The sequence below is a fragment of the Oceanispirochaeta sp. M1 genome (assembly GCF_003346715.1).
GTDB lineage: Bacteria > Spirochaetota > Spirochaetia > DSM-2461 > DSM-2461 > Oceanispirochaeta.
On sequence record NZ_QQPQ01000014.1, the window covers coordinates 117,049 to 141,853 of the forward strand.

Below are 24,805 nucleotides of genomic sequence, written 5' to 3' on the forward strand. Positions count from 1 at the left end.
GGCATTAATATAAAATATTTAAGGAAATAGTTTTGAAAAAATTTACTGATTTTAAAATTGGAACCAGGCTAACCTGGCTGCTTTCAATTGTAGTGATTGTGGTTATAGGATTTCTGGTCATCTTTATTAATACCCGAATTTCTCAATACGCTGAAAATAGTGCGATGCAAATCGCACAGTCTGTGGTGGCTGAAAACAAACTATTTGTAAAAATGGATGTCGATAGTGCCTTGCATATTAGTAAGTCCCTCGCGGTAACAGCCGAAGCCTTCCTTCATAATGAGAGCATTGACTTATCGAGAGAGGAAGCTAATGAAATCCTCAGGAGCTGTCTTGAACAGAATCCTCAGCTTACTGGTGTCTATTTTTTGTTTGAACCGGGTAAGTTTGACAAGATGGATGATTCATATATGAATACAGAGGGGCATGATGAGACCGGCCGTTATATTCCCTATTTTGCCAAGAACTCAAAAGGAGAGATCACTTATAGCCCATTGAAGGGATATCTGACATCTCCCTACTATTTGGAAACGAGAAAAAATAATTCTCCTTATGTGGATGGTCCTTTTGAGTATGAAGTAGGCGGGGAAATGGTATTGATGTTATTCCTTGTTTACCCGGTGGTAGACAAGGCGGGGCAGTATATTGGAATCGCCGGCTGTGATGTCTCTATTAAAAATTTAGATACAATGGTCTCTCAGGTAAAACCCTTCAACAACACAGGATTCCTTACTGTTTTTGCCAATGATGGTACGATTATTGGAGGAGCAGGAAGTCAGTTTACCGGTCAGAACATCAAGGATATGCCAGGGATTAATCAGGCGGCATTAGACGGGGTGTTCAGCGATTCAGATTATCAGGACACAGCATATGATGATATATTGAAAGATGAATATATCCTCTATGGATCGAAATTCAATATTGACGGCACTGACCACATGATTACTGTTCAGGCAAATATTCCTACAAGTATTATTTACAAAGAGTCAAAGTCGATTACTTTTGTGACTATGTTTATAGGGCTGGCTGCATTGGTCTCCATCATACTTATTGTTGTTCTATTTGCCCGTCAGCTGAGTCGGCAGTTGAATATGGGGGTTCAGTTTGCCCGGAAGATGTCTGAGGGAGACTTGTCTGCAACCATAAGTCTTAATCAGGACGATGAGGTTGGTCAATTGGCATCGGCCCTTACAGATATGGCCGGTGAACTTAAAAGGATTGTCCTGGATGTTCAAAGTGCGGCTTTGAATGTTAGAACAGGCAGCAGGCAGATCAGTGAAACATCCCAGCAGATGAGTCGGGGAGCCAGCGAACAGGCTTCCAGTACCGAAGAGGTTTCAGCCTCTATTGAGCAGATGTCAAGCAATATTGAACAGAACTCTGAAAACTCTATGAAGACTGAAACAATAGCCAAAAAATCCTCTCAGGATGCGACCCAGGGTGGAGAGGCCGTTGATCAGGCTGTAATAGCCATGAAACAGATTGTGGAAAAAATCGGGATTATTAATGAAATTGCACGCAATACGAATCTTCTGGCCTTGAATGCGGCCATTGAGGCGGCCAGGGCCGGTGAAGCGGGTAGGGGATTTGCCGTTGTGGCCAGCGAGGTCCGAAAACTGGCAGAACGGAGCCAGTCTGCTGCATTAGAGATTACTGACTTGTCCAGAAGCAGCATGGTAGTGGCTGAGAATGCCGGAAGCCTTCTGGGACAGATTATATCGGATATCCAGTACACCGCCGAGCTGGTACAAGGGATCTCCGCCGCAAGTGCCGAGCAGAACAGTGGGGCTCAACAGATTAATTCAGCTATCCTGCAGCTGGATAAGGTTGTACAGCTCAATGCTACATCTTCCGAAGAATTAGCGTCCATGTCTGAAGAATTGTCCTCACAGTCTGAACAGTTGATCAGTATCATTCGCTTTTTTAAGGTCGATGACACATCCACTGATGTGTCACTGCAAGTATCTACCAGAGACAGCAGGAGCGAGAGTCCCAGGATAGCAAAAAAACAGAAGGTCCATCAAATACAGGAAACTGATGATGATTTTATTGATTATTAATCATCGGGAGTAACAATAATCTACGTGGGCATGTTGTTCCAGTCCTGGATTTGAAGATGAAATTCGGAATGGGTAAGTTGAATAAAAATTTTGTTATTATTTCCAGCCTGAATCAAAGGCTGGAAATATTCATGCCCTATGGATAAGCTCCGTTCCCGAAAGTCATTCAATTCTGGACTAGTAAACCCAGCCTAACACTCCCAATGCGAGAATATTCATAAGAACGGGGATTGTATATATTAAGGCCAGCATAATAATTTTACTCTTCATTCTCTTTAATCCGGCCATAACAGCACATCCCCCAAAAAAAGGAAAATAGCCGAAAATAAATAACAGCCATAACCCTCCGAAGGATAGATTCCACCATGTATACTCCCAGATAAGAATGTTCCCGATATTCAGTAAGCATTCGATGAATACACTTAATAGGCAAAATATAATAGCAATAGCCCAGCGTTCGTTTAATCCAAACATTTTTAAATCTCTTTTTTCGCTGAGAGCGTAATAATAAATAAATCCCATCAGCAGGAATATAAAGATTATTTCAATATTCCAGCCTACAAAGACTCTGAATGCAGTATCACCCGGAGCTGTCCATACTGCACTTCTTCCACTAAGGACCATAAACCAGCCATTCCATGTTTCATTGAAGAAATCCAACCCAAAAAAAGTAAGAGCAACAAGAATAGGGTCCCAGTTTTTTGTCAATCTTGCTTTATTGATCTCAATAGAATAGATGTACATGATAATTCCCAGTAGCGGGATTATATACCATTTTAAAGAGGTGAAATCTCTTAGTCCGGTTAATGCCAGTTCAGTTGCATCAGTCATGAGAAACTCCTTTGTTTGAATAACTATATCTAACAAAGAACACTCTATCATCATAGATCCCGGCCGGTGTGATTTTTTTTCATAATCAGTCGTAATGAGAACGATCATGGAGAGCCTCTGTTTGAGGGATAACAAGATTATGACCTGCAGAAATGCCTGGAATAGAAGACCCTTCAGGATATATCAGTTGGGGAATTTGGGTGGAAAGAATAAAGTAAACAAAGTACAAAAAAATCGTATGGATAATATTTTTGCTTTTTGCAATAAAGATTCCTATACTGTGTAGTGCTAAGAATCATTTTATTGTGGAGAAATATGCTATCAACATTACACTCACGATATTTTACAGTTTTTGTTACTCTGGTCTTAGTCTTCAGTATAGTTATACTTTTAATCACAGTCACATTAGTTGAAGATGAGCTCTCAAAGGTTCAGAGCTCTCATGCAAGTGATCTAGTAAAGACAATCTCTCTGAATATCGAAAATGCTTATAGATCATTTAAACTCTATCAGTCAAATGATCTTAAAAATTTCGCCAAAATCACAAGACTGGAATTGAGCAACTATGTAGGAAGTGTTCGTTATGCTCTTGTGGGAAGTGACGATAAGACGCAGGTCGTTTCCGATTTTTATCAGACCATTGAGTCAGATGAGAATCAGACATTTTGGATTGTTATCTATCCCTTTCAGGATAATCGGATACTTTTAAGTGATGATATAAGTTTACAAGATAGCTTATATACTATTTTGGAAGAGAATGATTTTGAAATGGACCAGCTCCTTAAGATCGAGTATGAGTTGTTTGATCTTCATTACGTCTATGATAAGGAAATGGATATCCTCTTCTGTGTGAACACAAACTATAAGTCAAAATCGAACTATTCTATTGATCTTTTGCGAGAGATGATTAAGAAAGAGTTGAGTATTTCCTTCTCTGATATCCGTATTGGAGAATCGGGTTATCTTTATATTTTTAACAGCGAATATATCTTTGAAGTTCATCCCCTGATTGTTGGAACAAATATCCGGGATCTTATTAATCCGACGACAGGGAACAGGCTTGCTGATGAATTGATTTTAGCCTCCCAAACCCCACATATCCCCTATGAATACATCTGGAATAAACCAGGTGATGATGGAAATTTCAGCTACCACAAGAAGGCCTATGTTTACTATTTTCAACCCTTTGAGTGGTATATTGCTGCATCATTTTATCTGGAGGATATTCAGAAGCCGATAATAAAAATACGCTATGGTATTTTTATTACTTCATTTATTATACTTTTCATCTTTCTTATTCCTATTTACCTTATCACATTGAATCTCTCTAACTCTTTACGTCGTCTACAAAATGTTGCCGATGATATAATTCTTCATGGTCAGTTAAGGGAAAAAATTCCTGTTTCAGGAACCATAGAGACAAAACAACTTGGAATGGCTTTAAATGATATGATGATATCGATTCAGGAAACCAATGAAAATCTTATTCATATTCACAAGATGGAGACTGTGGGGTTACTTGCGGGAGGTACGGCACATGATTTAAATAATATGCTATTTGGTATTACCGGTTCTGTTTCCGCTATAAAAATGGAGATCGAGAAAAGAAATTCATTAGAGGACAAGAGGATCTGGAAATATATTGAAATTATTGACCAGAGTACCCTTAAGGCTTCCGGTATAATCAACAAGCTCCTGTCTTTATCACGTAAGACCAAACCGGTGATGGAGCATGTAGATCTTGGAACTCTTCTCAGTGAGACCATTGGATTCTTTAAATCCTCATCTTTGAGTAAGGGGATCAAGATCAATGATGACCTTACTCAAGGATCTTTTCCAATCTTCTGCGACAGTAATCAGATGGAGCAGGTCTTTCTCAATCTTCTGATAAATAGTGAGCATGCTATGACAATTATGCGTTCTGATAAGAACTCGTGGGGAGGCATCATTTCGATCGGGCTCTCTTCTACAGTAATACTTAATGAACATAATCTTTATGGCTTACCAACGGGATCATACTGGCAGGTTAGGATTGAAGATACTGGGGTCGGGATGAATGAGGAAACTATGAGACGGGTTTTTGATCCTTTTTTTACGACCAAAGAGACAAGAAAGGGGACCGGATTGGGACTCTCTCTGGTCTTTAATATAATAAAGTTGCATGGAGGTTCTATCGCTGTGAAATCTAATACAGGAAAGGGCAGTATATTTACTATACAACTCCCGAAGGCTCTGGACGGTTAGAAGTTCAGGACTGAGAGAGCTCAAAGAAGGATATAAAGCAGTTTACACATCTTATGGCCAAGTCGAAGTAGGTGTAATAGACTGTCCGGCATGAATGGTTGGACCGAATACAGCAGCTGGAGGCATTCCTCCAGGGATAAAATAACCTGCTGTTTGAACATTTCTACTTACTGCGCCCTCTACAAATGGGGGATTACAAAAGGGTTAATATGATGAAAACGAAAAAGTGTATTAAATTTAGTAATAGAATGAATTTGCTCTTAACAATAATTTTATTTGCTTTATGGGTGAGTGTATTTGTTATTCATGGAATGGCGGGGGCTGTGAGCTGGGCTTTATTAAAACTTGTACTTGCACCAATTGGAGTCATTTTCTTCATAGCCTGCTGTATCATTATTGTTATAAGGATTATAAAGCATAAAAATATTGCTCAAAATGTTCTCACACTTTTACTCTTATTTATTTTTTCATTTCCGATTTTGATGCTTGTTAATATTATTCCTATGAAATATCCAGTAAAATTAGAAAATGTATCTCCATCACTTACAATAGATTCTCCTTTTCATGAATCAGTATTGGTCGGTTGGGGAGGAGATTCAGTTAAAAACAATGCACCTCATGTCATCTGGGCATCCGAACGATGGGCTTATGACCTAGTAATAGAACCAAAAGGTATAGATAGTCCTAATCTAGTAGATTATGGTATTTATGATAAAAAAATCTATGCCCCCATAGCCGGAGTAGTTGTAGCAGCTTATGATAAAGAAGAAGATATACCACCAAATACAGAAGAGTTTCTATCGATGGAAGGCAATTATGTGTATATAAAGATTGATAAAACGGAAACGTATTTACTTCTTAATCATCTTAAAAAGGACTCTGTTGTTGTAAATGTTGGTGATAAATTGAACGTTGGTGAATACATTGGAAATATTGGTAATTCCGGTTCTACCTCTGAACCACACCTACACATACATCATCAAAGAGAAAATCCAACAAAAACTATTTTCCCAATATTTGCTGAAGGACTACCTTTATATTTTTCTATAAATGAAAAAAATGTAATGCCAATAAGTGGAGACATTATTGAGAGTAGTTTTGATATGCAATGAATTATTAAACCTGAGTCATCGTATTTTTAATTCAAGTCCCAGGGGAACGGGTCTTTCAAAATCCTCACCTGTCTCGAGAGATCTATCACTGATTTTCAGACTCCTTATTCCCATGACGGAGATCTGAGAGGACCCGCCGCCGTCAAGATTGATCATATTATCTATACCCGACTCTTTACAGATATGAGCCATCTCTTCAAGTGAGCATCCCGTACTATCATATCCGGCCTTATATACAGCTTTCTTACTGCCTTCTATTCCGATCAGCACCAGCTTTTTATTCTTAAAACCCAGACCTGTACGGGCGGCACGGCCATGGGACCAGTCCAGAGGATACACAGTCGGAGGAAACGGGATTCCCGTACCCTGATAATAATCAGTTGAGAAGCCTTCACAGACCTCTCCTCCCTCAACCATGGAGGGTCCCACTTGAATAGAGAAGTTCAGATCCTTCCTATAAAAATAGGATACCCCTAAGTCTGAGGGGGGATCAGGATTCTCAAGATGCAGGATAAATCCGGCTTCAGGAACAGGACAGCCTCCGCCAGTTGAGTAGGCAAGGATATTGTTCCCGACGATAATCAAGTCCAGTCCGTCCTGCATGGGAGACACTCCATATTCGGGTCTTCTGAAAATACGGCAGTTCTCTTTATCTCTGTATTCCATTCCATCAATAATAATTGTCATATCTTCAATTGATAATTTCAGAATCCCATTATCTCCCGATTCGTATGAAATCAATGTCTCTCTGGAATAAAGAGGAGGATGTATAATTTCACCATCCACCGACAGCATCCCAAAGGGCTCTCCGACTCTATCGAAAGGGCTTAGCAGATCACTTATTTCCATTAAGAAAAAATGACTGTTCAACGTAACCGTATTGTCATGATAAAAAGAACTTAACTTTGTCATTCCCGGATAGACCGGTAAATAGAGTGGGTGTGACTCCCGATCCCCGCCACTGACAAGCAATTGAGCTTTTTCAAGAGACTCCAGGTATTGTCGCAGTTCTATTTGGTCTTCAGGATGACCATTACGATAATATTTATCTATCCACCACCGGACACGAGAGGCCTGATCTTTAATGACAATATCTCCATCCCTTTCAGGAAAAGGGTCCGGAATCCTATGATCACAACAAAAAAGGACAACTCCCGTATATTCCGGTTTTGCAGGAAGAAGATTTTTGAGATAGAGAGACTTCAGATCTTCTAAAATGGCAAGATCCGTTTTGCCTTGAAGCTGTTTCAGAGGTAGAGGAAAAGGCATTTCCAGTAATTGATAGCGTAGGATTTCCCCTTCATGGGTCAAATATTGACGAAGGATGATATCAGCTTTTTTTTTCATCAGACAGTCCTGCTCAAACAATCAGCCCTTGGTACCGGTGCTTGAGACACCTTCAATAATATATTTCTGCAAAAACATATAGAGGGCCAGTAGAGGCAGTATGGACAACACTCCTCCGGTGAGCAGAAGGTTCCATTTGGCCGTGTACTGAGACTGGAACTGAGTTAAGGCCATCGTAACGGTCATCAGTTTTTCTGAAGAGATGTAGAGAATCGGTCTCAGAAGATCATTCCAGTTATTCATGAAGGCAATGATGAACAGTGTGGCAGCCTGACTCTGGCTTTGAGGAAGATACAGTTTGAAATAAATTGTAAATGCTCCGGCACCGTCTACCGCTCCGGCATCCAGTAAGGAAGAAGGTACATTTTCAAAAAATTCTTTGTACATAAACGTTCCGAATGAACCCAATAGAAGACTTGGTACAATCAGGGGTAGATATGTGTCCAGCCAGTTTATTTTCATCATCAAAATGAATTCGGGAATTATGGTTACCTGGACCGGGATCATCATGGTTCCAAGAAGCAGAGCAAAGAGAACATTCCTCCCACGGAATTTCATCATGGCAAAAGTAAAGCCCGCTAAGGAACATGTCAGAACCTGTCCCATAGCCGATGTTCCAGCGACCATGAAGCTGTTCAGTGTATAACGGCCGAAATGGAAGGTTCCCAGGACCTGCTGGTAGTTTTCAAACATTCTGGGCGTAAAAAGGAGATCCGGGATGAGATTAGGGGGCACTTTGAATATACTGCTCTCCGTGTTGAATGAATTCATCAGCATCCACATAAAAGGGAACAGCATAGAAATCGCTGCCAGGGACAAAAGTATATAAATAAGACTGTTTTTTATTTTTTTCATAACAAATCCTCAGTATTGATAGTTTACCCAGTGCTTCTTCAAGGTAAAATTAAGAAGGGAAAACCCAGCCACCAGAGCAAGCAGGATATAAGCCACAGTGGATGCATAACCCATCCGGTAGTAGACAAAAGCATTCAGGAATACATCATAAACGAGGGTATTTGTTGCGTTTTGAGGTCCGCCTTTAGTCATTGCATATATAAGTTCAAAGTTTTTAAATGAGTCGATAATGGCAATGGATACAACAAAAAAAGTTGTGGGACTCAACAAGGGCAGGGTTATTGTAAAAAATGAACGTCTCGGGCTGGCTCCATCAATATGAGCAGCTTCCAGAAGGGACCTGGGAATTCCCTGTAGTCCTGCCAGGAATACAATCATATAATATCCTGCCATCTTCCAGACCTGGACTGATGCGACCGTAAACAGAGCTATACTCGTATCCCCCAGCCAGTAGGGCGGATTTATTCCCAGTTTTAAAAGCATTAAATTCAGAACTCCGTAATTGGGGCTTAGAATCCATGACCAGATTATTCCTACGGCAACGGCTGAGGTAACAACAGGAGTATAGAATGCGGATCTGAAAAAGCTGATCCCTTTAAAATTCCGGTTAAGTAAGACAGCCAGAAATAAGCCGATGACTGTTACACCAATGACATACATAAAGGCAAACAGCAGAGTATTGGATAAAACCTCAATAAATGAAGGATTATTGAAGAGCTCTATATAATTCTCCAACCCTATGAAATTCGGTTTCTTGATGATGTCCCAATCGGTAAAACTCAATAAAAAAGAACCGATGATCGGTCCCAATCTGAAAACAAACAAGCCCAGCAGGGTCGGAAGAAGGAAAATCCAGGGGTCCTTTTTTTTATACCAGCTGAATGAATATTTCATGATTTTAATTCCTTAAAAAAGCGGGGCATATGCCCCGCCATCATTATTTAGCGATAGAGTCTGTCTAAGACAGTATTTATGTTTTTATCCGCTTTTTCCATACCATCTTCAAATGAGAACTCACCGTCGATAATTCCATCTATAACACCGTTAAAACCAAGGGTTTCGGCTGCGCCGTAACCTCTCCACTCTCCCCAACCCAGGGTAAAGGAAGTTCGCATGGTTTCACCTGCCTGATCGATCAGCACTTCTTTATTATAAGGCTGCATATCTTTTTCAAGGAATTCCTCTGATTCGGTTAATGAACGATAAGAGGGGATTTTACCAGCCAGATACATATCCAGAGAGAGTCCTTCTCCACTGACAAATTTTGCAAACTTCCAGGCTGCGTCACTGTTTTCTCCAGTAGGAGACAGAGCAACATAGTCGGGCCATCCATAAGTTATGGTTCCATCACCGGAAGGTCCTACAGGAATTTCGGCAATTCCCCAGCGGAAGTTATCCCCGGCAACTGTTCTGTTGTTGGCAATATTCCAGGAACCATCTACAAACATAGCTGCAGCAGCCTGAGGAAATACGTCCTGCTGACGAAAAGCACTCATTTCCTTTTTAGGGGGAGCTGCTTTATCGACAAGTACAAGATCTGTTAAGAAACGGAGGGCTTCCATAGCCTGTGCATCCGGATCAAAGCTCATGTTTTTACGGTCAAGCAAGTGTCCGTTATTAGAATAAACCCAGGACTCAACATGAGCATAACGGCCATAGAACCAGTAGCCCCACTGATCAATGACGCCATCATTGTTTTTATCTTTTGTAAGGGCAATGGCAGCGTTTCTAAAATCATCCCATGTCCAGTTTTTATCGGGATATGCGATGCCGGCTTCGTCAAATGCATCCATATTATAAAAAAGGTTTGTGGTTACCAGAGCATAGGGGGCTGCAAAGTAGGAGCCCTTACCGGCAGTATCCTTTCCCGCATCAAAAAGAGACATATAGTACTTACTCTGGTCCAGGTCATTTTCAATGTAACTGTCAAGATTCAGGAGCAAATCGTTAGAAGCCCACTCCTCCAGATAACCGGAACTTAGATTGAATACATCTGGAAGCTTCTTCTGATTAGCCATAATCCTGATTTTTGTCCAGTATTCTTTTGGTTCCAGTGTAGTCAATTCCACTGTTATTCCGGGATTGGCCGCTTCGAATTCTAAAATCAGTGCTTCATTGCTCTCCTTGGCTTCAGGATCCCACGACCAGTACTGAAGTACAGTCTCTCCTGACTGTTCTTCCTGAGTTCCGCTCGCACTGATGAAAGATACAGAAAGCAGTAAAGCTATCAATATCAATGTTAGGTATTTGTATTCCTTTTTCATGATTCCTCCTGAGGGATTTCCTCATTTTCTTTTTTAAACATTATAACGGGTTTTTTCTTCTGTCAATAAATATTTAAATGTTTGCTGTCTTAAAGCTTGATATGTTTACGATATTGCATGAAAACCTTGCTTTATCTCTTATATGTTTAAATATTTGTGAAATTGTGAAAATCATAAAAGGAATGCAATATACTCAGATTCTTAATTTAAAGATTGAATCAGGAACGAGTGCTGTTCCTAAAGACCATTTTCCCTCTGGTGGGAGAGTATTTGAAGAGTTTTCCGCCATCCAGCAGATTCCGGATATTGCTGACAGCAAAATTTCCCGGATTTTTCCAGTCAAACTGGCAGGTCGTTAAACTGGGTATTGAGCGATTATAGTTTCGGGTACCGTCAAAGCCGTATACTGCTATCTTTCCCGGAATATCCCAATGCAGCTCTTTTATATATTTGATCGCCCCTCTGGCTCTTACATCGGTAGAACATATCAGGCAATCCAGATCAGATTGTTTCTGGAACAGTTCTATGCAGGCACGATAAGCTTCGGCCTCACTACCGCCGCATTCATAAATACTATCTTCAGAAAGACACATGACTCCGGCTTTTTTTAAAACCCTGTTGATAACTTTAACCCGATCACCGGAAGTGAAACCGATAAATCCTATATTCTGATGATTCTTTAAAACAACATCTTCTGCCAGGAGCTTGAATCCCTGTTTCATATCTATACTGTAATCCAGTTGAATCCAGGGTTTTACGAGGGTTTCTATAGTCTCTTTTTTAATAAACGGCCAGAGAATATATCCGTCAAAATCTTCCTGACTGTTCTCATCCAGATAATCTTCTGATATGAATTCTGTTGAAACATTGTAGGGAATATTATTCTCAACAATACCATTTATTATCTCAAGATGATTTATCCAGGCATACTCCCATATGGTATTATTAAAGAAGTCAACTTCCGAAAGGATAACTCCTATGTGGTATTTATTAAGTTTGATTTTATAGTTTTGGTTGAGCTGAGTTCCCCGACCGGGAACTCTTACAATTATTTCTTCCCGAACAAGTTTATCCAGAGCAATCCGGACTGTCCCCTGGGATAATCCCGACTCTTTGGCAATAACAAGTTCTGTCGGGAGTAAGTCGTCTGTTGTAAACTCATTGATAAACCACTCTTTTAATGCCTGATACAGCTGCATTTGCAGAGATTCGGAGCTGTTTCTGTCAATTTTTTTTATCATCGTTTTGATGTTAGCACAATGAAAAATTCCTGCCAAGTAAGAAAAGATTACAGCCCAGGCTAGGGCTAAAGTAGAATCCAGCCTGGAACAACCATTTAAATTACTACTGCATAAATAATAAATGTTGCATATATGTTTAAAGGACCCTATGAAAAAGCATTTACCACAGGATCTCTACAGGTTCAGTCTTCTGCGGGAATATAAATGTTAACAGTTGATGTGTGCGTATTTCCGGGGCCTAATATAACACCTGGTGCATAGTCTATGTAACCACCGTAAACGGCACCATTAGCAATTATACTTGCCGATACTTGAGTATATATTCCACCATGAAAACCACCATATGTAACTTTTTGAGCCTCTACATCATCCATTGTTATATGAGTATGAACTCCGTAGCTGACACCATATTCTGTTCTGCTTCCCCATGAATAACCGGCCCCACTTTCCCAATCAGCAACAGACATATTTGCTATACCAGATAACTCTGAATAGCTCATGGCATTGAAATCCTGTACACCATCTACTTCATATTCATTATTCTCTAACCAATAAGCATCAACCATATAAATAAACTTTGTCGTTACGTTAATAGTACTGTCTGCGGTCAGAAAAGATGCTGTCGGCATTTCAAATGGTGCTGTAGATCCATTCCATTCAGTACTATCATATCTTTGAACTATCCTATATCTCTCATGAGAAGGGCCTGTCCAAAACATATCGCCAATAACTATCTTCATATACTGCCCATTCTCTATGGAGGGCAAACCAGTCACTTTGTAATATCCTGTATCAATATTTACTGCGATTTGCACACTATCAGCAGGCCACTCTTCCACACGATTTTCAACCCATTCATTGCTACTTTCATCATAACTTTGAATCATTGGATCAATAGTGAAAGAAGCATATGGAGCTCCTTCAGTATCTACTTTGGGGGATAAAGCAGCAATATCTATTATACCTTCAATTGATTTACTACCTAAACTGGCTTCATACTCCTGATAATATGTATAGTCTGGTCCAATTCTTTCACCGGGTATCAACTCTACAGTCGTATCCATCTCACAACTTAACAATGTCAGTACAATTAGCCATGGTAAAATACAGCTCACCATTTTTCGCATTATAGAACTCCTCTCTGATCAATCTATGATGAGGCCGAATATTGACAGATTTCTATCTGTTCTTATTCTAGTGTCTCTGGAATAGTATTGGGGCACACATCTTCGAAGCGATTTCATATAGAAATCTTTAAATCACCATAATCAGAGGAACGAGGGATTACAATTAGGCAATCTTACCCTGATTTGTAGAGATTTTACCTATACGGCAATAATATCCATCCCTACATGTCTCTGCCTGGTATTCATGGATCTGAAAGGCTGTAAATGTTGATCTTCATACTAAAGAAAATGAAGTGAGGAGACATCCTTTAGTATTTTAATGTATACTATTTGAGTTGTGATTATGTCTGTTTTTCAAAGAAAGAATATTGCACAAATAACTACAAGCTTGGAACAACTAATGGAAAAAAACCCGCGATGGCTTTTACCGGCAATTCTCCTTTTCATTTTAATAACCTTGGTTCCTCATTTATATGTACACGACAACACGGGTCCATCAGCTGTGGAGATTTTTGCTGTAGAAGCAGAAAATCTTGGCTCTGTTCCTGGTGTCAGAATTCGTAACAGTGAAGGGCTTTTGCGTCGTGATCTCAGGGATTCTATGACTTTCTCAATAGATAATGAAGGACTCATCTTTATGCCACAGAAGGATGACTGGACTGATCCAGACAGTTTTTTCTTTCAATCATTTCAACAGGCAAATGGGAAAACTAACTGGGGTGTAAGAGCCGATGTCTGCTGGTTCAGAATCATTCTGCATTCTGACCATGATGAGCCTATGGATTTGTATGCATCAAACCTTGTTGATCATATCAAATTCACTATACCTTCAGGTGGAACGGTATTGCTTTTCTACAGGCTTCAATACAGCGATGCCGGAATAGTATGTAAACCATCCATATCCGATGCCGCTTTTCATGAAAGGCTTCAGCTAAATCATAGAACCTATATTTCAATCCTGCTGGGATTGTATCTGGGACTATTCCTCTATAATTTATTCCTTGCAGTGAGTACAAGAGATAGTAGCTTTCCTCCCTATTTGGCATCCTTATTCTTCTTTAGTTGCTATATGGCTTTTCGACAGTTTAATTTGCATATCGGCCCTTTCGGCATTGCATCTGCCGCATTTATATTGCCGGCTATTCTCTGCTTACTGCTCTTTATCCGTAATTATCTGTGTATTTCACCAAAGCAGAAAATCATATGGTTCTCTTTGATAGCTTTACTGTTTATAGGAATGATTGCACAAGTATTCAAGGTTTTCGTCCCGGATATGGGGTATTTGCTTTACTATCTTTTTCTCTCTCTGCTTGCAGTTTATGCTGTAGTTCTTACAGTTTACCAATGGCAGATAGAATGGAAAAGGATCACTTTTTTCATTCTATCCTGGTTGTTTCCTATGGTAACAATGTTCCTCTTCATTCTTCAGTCTTTCGAGCTTGTTGAATTCAGAGAGGGTAGTCTGGGGTCCTACCTGGGAAGCAATCCCGGGGTCTACCTGGTTATAGGAATTCAAATGCTTTTGTTTGCCCTCAGTCTTGGCAATGGGATTAGTGAAGAACGCAATGCGAAAGTCCTGGCCAGGAAAGAATCTGTAAAACTGCGAATCGAGGGTTCGGCGAAACAAGATATACTTCTTCATATCACTCATGAAATTCGGAGCATTCTAACAATGAGTTCCGGTCTTTGCGAGGGACTGCTTTTGGAAAGGATGGGGCATATAGATCAGAAAGCCCATAAGACCGTCGTATCCATTCAGGATACTCAGCACAAGTTGTGTGAATCATTGGATCTTCTCTTATTACTGACCAGTATACAGGTTCCCGATATGGAATTATGTCTTATGCCGGCACATATTTCTGTTCATCTAAAGGAACTATCAGAAAACTATCGATATTTAGCAGAATCAAAAAAGATTAACTACCGGATCGATATAAAATCTCAGGAAAAGGGGATAGTCGAAATTAATAAATATCTGTTTGACATAATGATCGATAATCTCCTTACCAATGCCATTAAATTCACACCGGAAGGAGAAGAAATTTCCTTATCTACTGATATAGAGAGAGATGAATTTATAATTACTATTCAAAACAGCGGTCCCGGAATCCCTTTGGAACGGCGGGATGATCTGTTTGAAAAAATGACGACCCAAAAGAATGGTTCGAAGCGGAATTCAGGGTTTGGTTTGGGACTTTATATGGTACGTCAAAGTGTACAATTACTTAAGGGTACTATAAAGGCAGAACAAACTGAAAAGTTTGCCATTTTCACTATTTCATTACCTCTTTCTGAATCCTATGTTCAAAGTGATGAGAATGAAGAAGGGATGACTACCGAGATTGAGCCGCTGGAAACTCTGATAGAAGAGAAGAGTCATATTCTGCTGTTGGAAGATAATCAGGGAATCAGGAATTTGATTATTTCTGCATTGAGGGAACAATTCAAAATATCAGCGGTGGAAAATGGTTTGGAAGCCCTGATATTTCTGGACGAAAATCCACTACCCGATCTGATTCTCAGTGATGTTGTGATGCCAAAGATGGACGGGATCACCTTTTTTAAGAAAATCAGGCAAGATCGCTCTCTATCCGTTCCTGTCATTTTTCTTTCTGCGGTGGCAAAGGATGTAGACCGGAAAATGTTGATGGATATGGGTGCAGTGGATTTTTTGAAAAAGCCCTTGAGCCTTGAGACTCTATTGATGAAAATACGCAATTTGCTGTTGTGGAAAGACCAGGAGCTTCAACAGCAAAAGGAACACTTGAAATCTGCCGTATTGGCCGTATTTGATCAGGGGCTTCTCCAGTCCTCATTGCCTAATCGACCTCATCAGGACAGCTTTGATTTGAGCCAGAGAGAAAAACAGGTTCTGGAGTATCTGTTTAAGGGACTTCAGGATAAAGAAATCGCCCATGAACTTGGACTTGCAACCAGCACCGTCTCCAACTATCTTCAGAGAATCTATCGTAAGACGGGGGCTAGTAACCGGAGTTCTTTGATTAGGTTTTTTTACGAAGACTGACTATACCTCTTTGGTAATACTTCTCTGCAAATCAGAATGCTTTTTGAGCAAAATATTCATTTGTAGGTAGAATCTCTACAACTTGAGGCAGAATTCCCCTATCCCCGATTGAAGAGTTTTTAGTTATTCTTAAGCAGGAAATTAATAACTTGATACTTTACTTGAGGAGAGTAATATTGAATAACTTTAGAAAGATTATAGTCTGTCTGTCAGTCTTCTTTACATTAGCCTTGTTGATGGCTTGTGATTTAGGAAGTGATGATCCGGAAGTTTTTGAATTGGAGGGATCATGGCTTGCAAGTGGAGTCACCTTGACTTTCGATCAGAATGAGATGATCGCAAACTTGTCAGTAATCATTACGGGTACCAGTTTTGAGAATGTTACGGAAATAACAAGTCCCTCCTATTATCGATCAACATCAAAAGGAACTATTGAGGAATTCAACAATTCAGAAAAATGGTATCTAGGCCAAATTACTGAGGCTCCCGATAATGAGACTCAGGTCGGTCAATATGGAAGAACCGTGTATACCCTGTCCAGTGACGGTTTGAGTTACACAGGAACATCCTATTCGATAGAGGCTACGAGAGATGCCGCTATGAGTTCTACAACGGTAATGATGAGCGACATCGTAATGGTAAAACAATAACAATACATTTGAAGTCGGCGGTCTTTAGACCGTCTGACTCGTAAAATACACATTCTCACTGAAATAAATCTCTATGGTTATGATCCGATACTGATAGTCCCTGGAGAATATGAAAAAATCTTCTGCAGGTCGTGGCATAGTCTCAACTCCATTTTATTAGTTGCTGATGTTAATTCGATTTGACGGATGACCCGAATAATGGATTTAATCGGGTCGTGGGGTGAATATGAAGTACATCTGGCAATCAGACCACTGGCCCAATTTTACATACAATCTTGAGACTCTGTTGGAATATCTCTCTGAATCAAGAAAAGAGCAGGGCGCTGTAAATAAATTGGGTGCTTTTCTTGAGCTTCATACCGAAGAAGAGCTCCTGCTTCAGGAGGCTCTTAATACCTCCGCAATCGAGGGAGAGACACTCAATACAGATGAGGTTCGATCATCAATAGCATACAGCCTTGGATTACCACGGGGCGGACTGCCTTCTAATCATCATCGGTATGAAGGATTGGTGGAGATGCTTATTGATGCAACGAGAAACTATGATAATCCACTGACAGATGAAAAATTATACTCATGGCATGTCGCTCTATTTCCCGGCGGCCACTCAAATTTACATAAGATTACTGTTGGGGCATATCGCTCCGGTAAAACTCCTATGGATGTTGTATCCGGCCCTCCCGGTAAAGAGAAAACATATTATTCAGCTCCTCCTTCAAGCCATATTCAGACTGAGATGAATCAGTTTAATAAATGGTGGGAATCTTCCAGAGGGAGATTAGACGGGCTGATTAGAGCAGCATATGCTCATCTGTACTTTGTCTCTATTCATCCCTTTGAAGATGGGAATGGACGCATAGCCAGGGCACTGACTGATATGGCTCTGGCACAGGATGAGAAATCAGGAAAGAGGCTATACAGTCTTTCGGCACAGATTCATACTGACAGGTTAGATTACTATGAAATCCTTGAAAAGACTCAAAAAGGTTCAGGTGATATTACAGAGTGGGTGATCTGGTTTTTGAATACTTTTATCAGAAGCCTTAAAAGCTCTGTTGAAATGATTGAGTTCACTCTTCTTAGAAATAAGTTCCGGCAGAATATTATTGATAAAAAAATGAACTCAAGAGAATCAAAGGTTATAAATAAGATGATTGATCTGCTTCCGGTCGACTATAAAGGGGGAATGACTAATAAGAAATATGTGCAAATTGCCAAGACCAGCCCTGCCACAGCGAAGAGAGACCTCCAGGAGCTTGTGATTTCAAAAGTCCTGATTCCTCAAGGAGGAGGGCGGTCCATATCCTACCAGCTCAATAGAAAAATGCTAGAGTAATTACCCCCGACAAGTAGGGACTTTGAATAAAAAAAGTTGAAATACTAAAACAGATGTATATTAATATATGTTGGTTTTTACATCCGGGGGTGATCCTGGATTTTCTAAAATTAGCACAATACAAAAAGTTTTACAGATTCCATCGTCTCTCTTATTTCTCTCGAAGGGGTATTTAATGTTTGAGAACTGTATTTTTTGTGTTGAAGTACCTGAAAGTCTCCGTGCTATTAATCCTGAATCGGCTTCTCATTACTGCAGAAGAGAGAACAAGACGAAGGCATGTCCGCATAAAGGTAATGCATCTCAATGTGAATCTTTTATTGAATCCCAAATATCCAGTAATCTATAGTTTCACAAATTATGTTAGTTCAATGCTCTCCAGATACACATTCTGTTTCTGAATTGAGTTTTCCGGCATTAGCAACCGGTTTGGTAATTAATATTATCTACTTAAATTTCTATTCAAATGCTGTGATACCTGATCCAGTTATTGATGAAATTATTATATTAAGAGAAAGACTTAATATTTACCTACCGTTACAGTTAAATCATCATTCAGATTTACATCTCTATTTGGAATATCTCCACAAATAGATTTTATGATTCCTAAATGAGCTGCCGGCTTGTTCCTGAACCGAAGTGGAGGTATTGACGTGATTCTTGCTAAAATTATTACTCATTGTAACTTAAATTTAGGAAATTAATCTTAAGTAAGCTATTTAAAATGTACCTTTGGGTGTCTGCGAAAAGCATGACAATAAACGGTCAGTTCCATTTTTTTGTGATAAATATTCAGTACTAATAAGTTATCTATTTTATTTGAATTGTTCTTCCTACGATGATTCTATTTAATATTCTGAAAAATATAATATTAAGTTCAAAAAGTTTTTCATTATTGTAACTCAACTAGCACTATTACTTAGTAAATATTATATATTTTTTGATATTTCGTTATGAATAATTCTGCTTTAAATAAATAATCCATTCTTCGTATATCTCTTTTCTACTTTTACCAAATGTTTTTTCATAATTTTCATTATCTATTAATTCTACTACGTGATTCCAACTATAAATTACTGTAATAAATTCTACATATGTATAAGAAAACTGATATCCCATTGAGTTTCCAAATTTTAATTGATTTTTTATGTCAAGGAATCCTATTTCTGGTATTTCTGAATTTTGTAATAAATTATTTGGAGCTTTTTGATTTGATAAGTAAGTAGCAATTCCATTATCAAGAAAGTACGATATATTAGGGTTTTTAAGATAGTTAATGGTATGAACTAATTCATGAGTTGAAGCAGATAGAATACTGTTCTCATCATGAGATTCCGTATTTGAGTAAGGAGATACAATGAGTACTTTATCACCTCTATTATCTCCAATATACCAATCTACATTAAATAATAGTGAAGTATATCCAAATTTTCTAATATGAAGATCCTGCTGTTTACTATACACATAAATATCAGTCTTTTTATCAAAGTCATGCTTTAACTTTTTTCTAAGAGATTTAACTGTTTTCTCAAGTTTCACGAATATCTTTTCTGCACCATCTTTATCATATTTATCATAATATACATTGATATAATTTCCTTCCATTTTTCGCATACCCCAATTTTTTAAGAATATAACTGGTAATGATTGTAAAATGATTAATATAAGAACTGATAGAGATATTATTTTTATTTTTTTATTCATATTTATATCCTTAAAACTTAAGAGTTAAGCAATAATCAAATTTTTTTTTGATTTTAAATTGTTCAATTAAAGATTACAAGAGAAATTATTTTTTTGTAATCTTTTGTTTTATTCTTAATGAATGTAATAGGATTGAGATGATTATAATCATATAGTTAATGTTTATTTGTATTTGTAAAGTCATATATAAGAAAAGTAATAAAAGTGACTTGTTTATACTATTTATTTTCAATTTCACTCATATGATGTACATCATAAGTCATTTTTAGTACATGTCAATGTTGTCATGTACATAAACTCTGATTTCATGCTCACGTACAAGTTGTCATGTTCATTGTGTGTACATAACACCCTGATCACGTGCATTCCGACCTGACCGCAGGACAAGTATTGGCGCTCTTCTTTTCAACATGGTAAATCATCTATCACTTATAGAGAAGCAGTTATTTATTATTGTTTGAATATCTCAGCAAGAAATGTGACAATAGGACTGTCAGGTGAATTAGCATGTTATGTGGCCCATTGTATGATTGATTTTTTAATTTATTTGAATAAAATTTTGTCTGTTTTAAAATACAAAATTTCTACTGATATCCGGCCTTTTGTCTACAAGGGATTCATATGGAATTATTAAAAAAGAATAAGAACAGTGATTTAATAAATATTTGAAAAAGAATTACTTATAATTACGATTATCATCAAAGAGAAGCATTCTAATAGGAGAATAGTGTCATGAAAAAATATTTCATCAAAAAGAGTCTTATGGTGACTTTTCTGCTCTTTATACTAATGAGTTGCGGTAGTACCAGCGGGGCGATCAGTACTGATCAGGAGTACGATACCGACCATGAATATTCTATTTCAGAACTGAAGAAAGACTTTATAATTCTCCGAGGTGCTTTAGAAGAAGTTCATGGAGGATTATACCGCTATTCTAGCAAGATTGAGATGGATGCTTTATTTGATGAGCTTGATGGTTCTTTAGATCATGGAATGACTGAAAGAGAATTTCTAAGAGAGGTCTCGACCCTGGTGGCTCAAATTGGCTGCGGCCATACCAATGTAGATCCTTCAGAGGGGTTTAATACCTATTGGTTTCAACATGGAACGACGTTTCCCTTGGATGTGAAGTTGATTGGTGACAAAGTCTATGTCTCCCACGATTATCGGGAGAGTGAAACAGAACTGACGGGACTAGAGATTTTAACTATCAATGAGATTCCTGTTGCAGATATTATTGAGAAGTTCGTCTCTTTCATTAGCTCCGATGGGAGAAATATAACCGGTAAGTATCGATGTATAGATTCTTATTTCCCTTACCTCTATTCTGCCTTTATTGGAGAGCCAAATACATTCAATATTAAAGGCAAATTGCTAGGGATAGATGAGGATAGTACCTTTTCGGTAATTGCAATGACGGTACCTGATCTGGATGCCGCGAGAAATGCTGCATATAATGCAGAAGAAGAAAAGGTTCTCGACTTTCAGGTCCTCGACACTTCCAGTACTGCTATATTAAGCATTAGCTCATTTGATGAAAGGATCGATTCGTACAAAATATTTTTAAAAAACAGCTTCAATCAGATTGCAGAAGAGAATATCTCCCATCTGATTATCGATTTACGAGGTAATGGTGGTGGCGAAGATGAACAGGGCGCACTACTATTCTCCTATCTGACGGATACCCCCTTCGACTATTATGATTCTCTAAGTACCAGAACGGACACTATCTCTTTTCGCCAATACTTTTTTGGTAATATCATAAGCGACATGACCATTCAAGGTTTTTTGAATCCAGCTAAGAATGGTATCTTCCAGGTCAAAACAGACCGTATGAACCTTCTTAATTTGCAGAATCCACAGAAAAAGCCCTATAACGGCAACGTTTATATTCTAACTGACGGTGGTAGTTTTTCAGCCACTACTGAATTTACATCTATAGCTCATAATGATGAACGAGCCCTCTTCATCGGTGAGGAGGCAGGTGGTGGTTACTACGGGAACAATAGTGGGGTGACCATAATGCTAAGGCTACCAAATACTGGCTTGGAAATTGCTGTGCCAATGATAAATTATATGATGGCAGTATCGGATTACCCCGATGAAGACAGAGGACTTATTCCCGATTATCCCATTGAAGCGTCCATTGAAGACCTCCTAAACGGAACCGATAGGGTTCTAGAGTTTACTCAGGAGTTGATAACCTCCTCTTTGTAACAGATGAGAGAGATGTACAGACAATGTTACAAATGAAGCAGGTGCGTATAGTTCTGCAAATATTAAAGCAAAAGAATGATTACGAGCTGAGTTAAATGGTAATGGTTGGCCTTTTTTATTAATATGAATATCAAAGATACCAATATTTCAATGGTTTTTAATAAGAGTTGGACAAACAATGGTAAACGTATGGAAAAATGGTATTGTGGATTTACATCAACATTGGAAACTTCTAGACTTGCTGAATGACAAGCCATCAGATCCAGAATGAAGTATTTCTGTGATAGGGAAAGGTTTTCCTATAATTTTTTCATACTTAACACCCACCCCGAAAACCACTTCTGATAAGTCTCTATTGAACGAAACCGCTTCGCGGTGGATAGATTCATACTCACTTTTTTGAAATTCTAAGATTATCTCTAAATTATAAACGAACTCAAACTATCCTCTAAATTGTAACAATTTTCAGGAGGATACAAAATGACAGAATTACGTTCAAGAATGATCAGAGATTTAGAAATCAATGGATTAAGTAAATCTACACAAACGGCCTATCTCAGACACATAAGAGAACTGGCAAAATTCCATAAAAGATCGCCAGATGAATTATCTCTAGAAGATCTCTACCAGTTTCAGTATTACATGAAAAAAGAAAAGAATTATTCCTACAGCTATTACAATCAGGCTGTTTGTGCTTTGAAATTTCTCTATGGCTTTACTCTGAAGAAAGACTGGAATATTCATCAAATACCATTCCAGAAAAGAAGCAAAAAACTTCCATTAATTCTTAGCAAAGATGAAGTCTTTGAGCTGATCCGAGTCATCGATAGTAAACGGGATAAAACAATTGTTTGTCTGCTGTATTCAGCCGGTCTGCGGGTCTCTGAATTAGTTACATTAAAAGTTTCGGATCTGGATAGTAAGCGGATGGTAATTAATATCCATCAGGGAAAAGGAAGAAAAGACAGAATAGTCATGCTTGCCGAGAATCTTTTGGAAGTTCTTAAGCAATACTGGCTTGAATCAAGACCGGAGACATATCTTTTCCCTGGAAAGATTCCTGGTAATCCCCTCACTCGAGAGGCCGTTAATAACTTACTTAAAAAATATGCAGCCAAGGCAGGCATAACTAAAAATATTTCACCCCATACTCTCCGACATTCCTTCGCGACTCATCTATTGGAAGATGGTGTAAATATCAGAGTTATCCAGTTTTTATTAGGGCATCGGAATATTAAAACAACAACGATTTATACTCATATTGCTAAAAACTATATCGATGAAACTCCTAGTCCTTTGGACACTTTATTTCTGAGTAAACTGGAGGATAATAATGAGTAATTTATCAGGAAAAAGAAGTTCTGTTGAAATAGCAGATATATTTAGAATCCATGCTCATAAACTACCGTCACTAAGCTGGGAACAGGAGAAAGTAATCAATGATATTATTGGCTGCCGAACAGCAATACTCGGAGGTCATATTCGGAAATGCGATGAATGCGGGAATCCCGAAATATCATATAATTCCTGTAGAAACAGGCATTGTCCAAAATGTCAGTCATTTAAAAAAGAATTGTGGATAGCCGACCGTGAGCAGGAATTATTACCTGTCAGCTACTTCCATATAGTTTTTACCATCCCTCGAATCCTTGCTCCAATTGCCCTTCAGAATAAAGAAAAAGTGTATGGGATGCTCTTCAAAGCTGTATCTCAGACATTAAAAGAGGTGGCAGCCAAACCTAAAAACCTTGATGCTCAGATAGGATTGATTGCCGTCCTTCATACCTGGGATCAGAAATTGGGTCACCACCCCCACATTCATTGTATTGTCCCGGGAGGTGGGATTTCAAAGGATAAAACTAAATGGATTAAATCCGGGCATAACTTCTTTCTATCTGTGAATATTCTCTCATCTGTATTTAGAGGTAAATTTTTAAACTTTCTTGAAAATGCATTCAATAAAAAGGAACTTTCATTTTTCGGAGATTATTCTCATATTTCTGGCCAGCTGCAATTCAGACAATTATTGATTGATTCCTGTAAAACCAACTGGGTAGTTTATGCTAAAAAATCTTTTGCCGGTCCCAAGCTAGTTATCAAATATCTGGGTCGGTACACTCATAGAATCGCAATTTCGAATTATAGAATCAAATCAATGACTGATACTCATGTTTCTTTTACCTGGAGAGATCGAAAACATGATAATGAATTGAAGACGATGGAACTGGACGTTGTTAGTTTTATGCGTAGGTACCTGCTTCATATTCTTCCGTCCGGTTTTATGAAAATGAGATATTACGGTTTTCTTGGTAATGTGACAAAAAAGAAGAGCCTTAAGCTTTGTAGAGAACTATTGGGAGTTCCGATGGAAGAGAATAAACTGGTAGATGAAAGTTCAATGGAAATATTTATCCGGATCACTGGTTCTGATCCCACGGTTTGTCCTATTTGCGGGAAAGGTCATATGGTTTTACTACAGGAGATTCCTATGAGAAAAGTCCCTCCTTTGTTGAAAACCGGGTAGATCCACTCAATCGGATTTTCCTATGAAAAAAATTATGATCATCTCCTTTGTTAATCTCATTACCTATTCCAAAGGTACGCCTGGAAAGTTAAGAATCAGTCAAAATACCACTGATATATTCATAAGATTCTATAGATATCATCACAGCTGTCCAAGATAATTTGAAAGGGGTTTTATAAAAGCCGATCTCCGTTTATTCTTAAGTCGACTAAAACAATACAACAAAAGGAAATCGGCTATGAGTCATCATACTACAACGTTTGGACAG

The 24,805-nt window shown here is 38.5% G+C and carries 17 protein-coding genes; 9 read left to right on the forward strand and 8 right to left on the reverse strand.

The features are described from left to right. Window positions 1-32: 32 nt before the first annotated feature. A complete protein-coding gene (locus DV872_RS12085; protein ID WP_114630193.1) occupies window positions 33-2,060 on the forward strand; it encodes a methyl-accepting chemotaxis protein in 2,028 nt (675 codons plus the stop codon). 177 nt (window positions 2,061-2,237) lie between these two features. Here DV872_RS12085 and DV872_RS12090 read toward each other — a convergent pair whose 3' ends face one another. Beyond that, window positions 2,238-2,891, reverse strand: a complete 654-nt coding sequence (locus tag DV872_RS12090; protein ID WP_114630194.1) for a hypothetical protein — start codon at window positions 2,889-2,891, stop codon at window positions 2,238-2,240. A 315-nt stretch (window positions 2,892-3,206) separates the two neighbouring features. Between DV872_RS12090 and DV872_RS12100 the strand changes: the two genes are divergently transcribed. Together DV872_RS12100 and DV872_RS12105 are read left to right on the forward strand one after the other, a co-directional pair. Beyond that, window positions 3,207-5,135 (forward strand): ATP-binding protein, encoded by a 1,929-nt coding sequence (locus DV872_RS12100; RefSeq protein ID WP_114630196.1) that lies wholly within the window; start codon window positions 3,207-3,209, stop codon window positions 5,133-5,135. Between the two features lie 212 nt (window positions 5,136-5,347). Continuing rightward, on the forward strand, window positions 5,348-6,247 hold the full coding sequence (locus DV872_RS12105; protein ID WP_114630197.1) for a M23 family metallopeptidase: 900 nt from the start codon (window positions 5,348-5,350) through the stop codon (window positions 6,245-6,247). A gap of 15 nt (window positions 6,248-6,262) precedes the next feature. Here the strand turns inward: DV872_RS12105 and DV872_RS12110 are convergent, their stop codons facing one another. The 6 genes from DV872_RS12110 to DV872_RS12135 form a co-directional block, all read right to left on the reverse strand. After that, window positions 6,263-7,594 (reverse strand): phosphodiester glycosidase family protein, encoded by a 1,332-nt coding sequence (locus tag DV872_RS12110; RefSeq protein ID WP_147283161.1) that lies wholly within the window; start codon window positions 7,592-7,594, stop codon window positions 6,263-6,265. A gap of 21 nt (window positions 7,595-7,615) precedes the next feature. Continuing rightward, on the reverse strand, window positions 7,616-8,449 hold the full coding sequence (locus DV872_RS12115; RefSeq protein ID WP_114630199.1) for a carbohydrate ABC transporter permease: 834 nt from the start codon (window positions 8,447-8,449) through the stop codon (window positions 7,616-7,618). Window positions 8,450-8,458: 9 nt separating this feature from the next. Next, on the reverse strand, window positions 8,459-9,343 hold the full coding sequence (locus DV872_RS12120) for a carbohydrate ABC transporter permease (RefSeq protein WP_114630200.1): 885 nt from the start codon (window positions 9,341-9,343) through the stop codon (window positions 8,459-8,461). A gap of 47 nt (window positions 9,344-9,390) precedes the next feature. Further along, a complete protein-coding gene (locus DV872_RS12125) occupies window positions 9,391-10,713 on the reverse strand; it encodes a sugar ABC transporter substrate-binding protein (protein ID WP_114630201.1) in 1,323 nt (440 codons plus the stop codon). A 218-nt stretch (window positions 10,714-10,931) separates the two neighbouring features. Next, window positions 10,932-11,954 (reverse strand): substrate-binding domain-containing protein, encoded by a 1,023-nt coding sequence (locus DV872_RS12130; RefSeq protein WP_114630202.1) that lies wholly within the window; start codon window positions 11,952-11,954, stop codon window positions 10,932-10,934. Between the two features lie 182 nt (window positions 11,955-12,136). Continuing rightward, on the reverse strand, window positions 12,137-13,081 hold the full coding sequence (locus DV872_RS12135) for a hypothetical protein (RefSeq protein WP_114630203.1): 945 nt from the start codon (window positions 13,079-13,081) through the stop codon (window positions 12,137-12,139). Window positions 13,082-13,481: 400 nt separating this feature from the next. On the opposite strand from DV872_RS12135, the gene DV872_RS12140 reads away from it, so the two are divergent. The 3 genes from DV872_RS12140 (at window position 13,482) to DV872_RS12150 (ending at window position 18,092) form a co-directional block, all read left to right on the forward strand. Next, window positions 13,482-16,106, forward strand: a complete 2,625-nt coding sequence (locus DV872_RS12140; protein WP_158546945.1) for a response regulator — start codon at window positions 13,482-13,484, stop codon at window positions 16,104-16,106. Between the two features lie 176 nt (window positions 16,107-16,282). Next, window positions 16,283-16,756 carry a hypothetical protein gene (locus tag DV872_RS12145; protein ID WP_114630205.1) on the forward strand — a complete coding sequence of 158 codons (474 nt, stop codon included), beginning with the start codon at window positions 16,283-16,285 and terminating at the stop codon, window positions 16,754-16,756. 226 nt (window positions 16,757-16,982) lie between these two features. After that, window positions 16,983-18,092 (forward strand): Fic family protein, encoded by a 1,110-nt coding sequence (locus DV872_RS12150; protein WP_114630206.1) that lies wholly within the window; start codon window positions 16,983-16,985, stop codon window positions 18,090-18,092. Between the two features lie 951 nt (window positions 18,093-19,043). On the opposite strand, the gene DV872_RS12155 is transcribed toward DV872_RS12150, so the two are convergent. Next, window positions 19,044-19,796 carry a hypothetical protein gene (locus DV872_RS12155; protein ID WP_114630207.1) on the reverse strand — a complete coding sequence of 251 codons (753 nt, stop codon included), beginning with the start codon at window positions 19,794-19,796 and terminating at the stop codon, window positions 19,044-19,046. A 732-nt stretch (window positions 19,797-20,528) separates the two neighbouring features. Here DV872_RS12155 and DV872_RS12160 point away from each other — a divergent pair. From DV872_RS12160 to DV872_RS12170, 3 genes are all read left to right on the forward strand, one after another. Further along, window positions 20,529-22,013, forward strand: a complete 1,485-nt coding sequence (locus DV872_RS12160) for a S41 family peptidase (protein ID WP_114630208.1) — start codon at window positions 20,529-20,531, stop codon at window positions 22,011-22,013. A gap of 480 nt (window positions 22,014-22,493) precedes the next feature. Further along, window positions 22,494-23,354 carry a site-specific tyrosine recombinase/integron integrase gene (xerA, locus tag DV872_RS12165; protein ID WP_114630209.1) on the forward strand — a complete coding sequence of 287 codons (861 nt, stop codon included), beginning with the start codon at window positions 22,494-22,496 and terminating at the stop codon, window positions 23,352-23,354. Next, a complete protein-coding gene (locus DV872_RS12170) occupies window positions 23,347-24,537 on the forward strand; it encodes an IS91 family transposase (RefSeq protein ID WP_114630210.1) in 1,191 nt (396 codons plus the stop codon). Before xerA ends, DV872_RS12170 begins: the two co-directional genes overlap by 8 nt. Window positions 24,538-24,805: the final 268 nt, after the last annotated feature.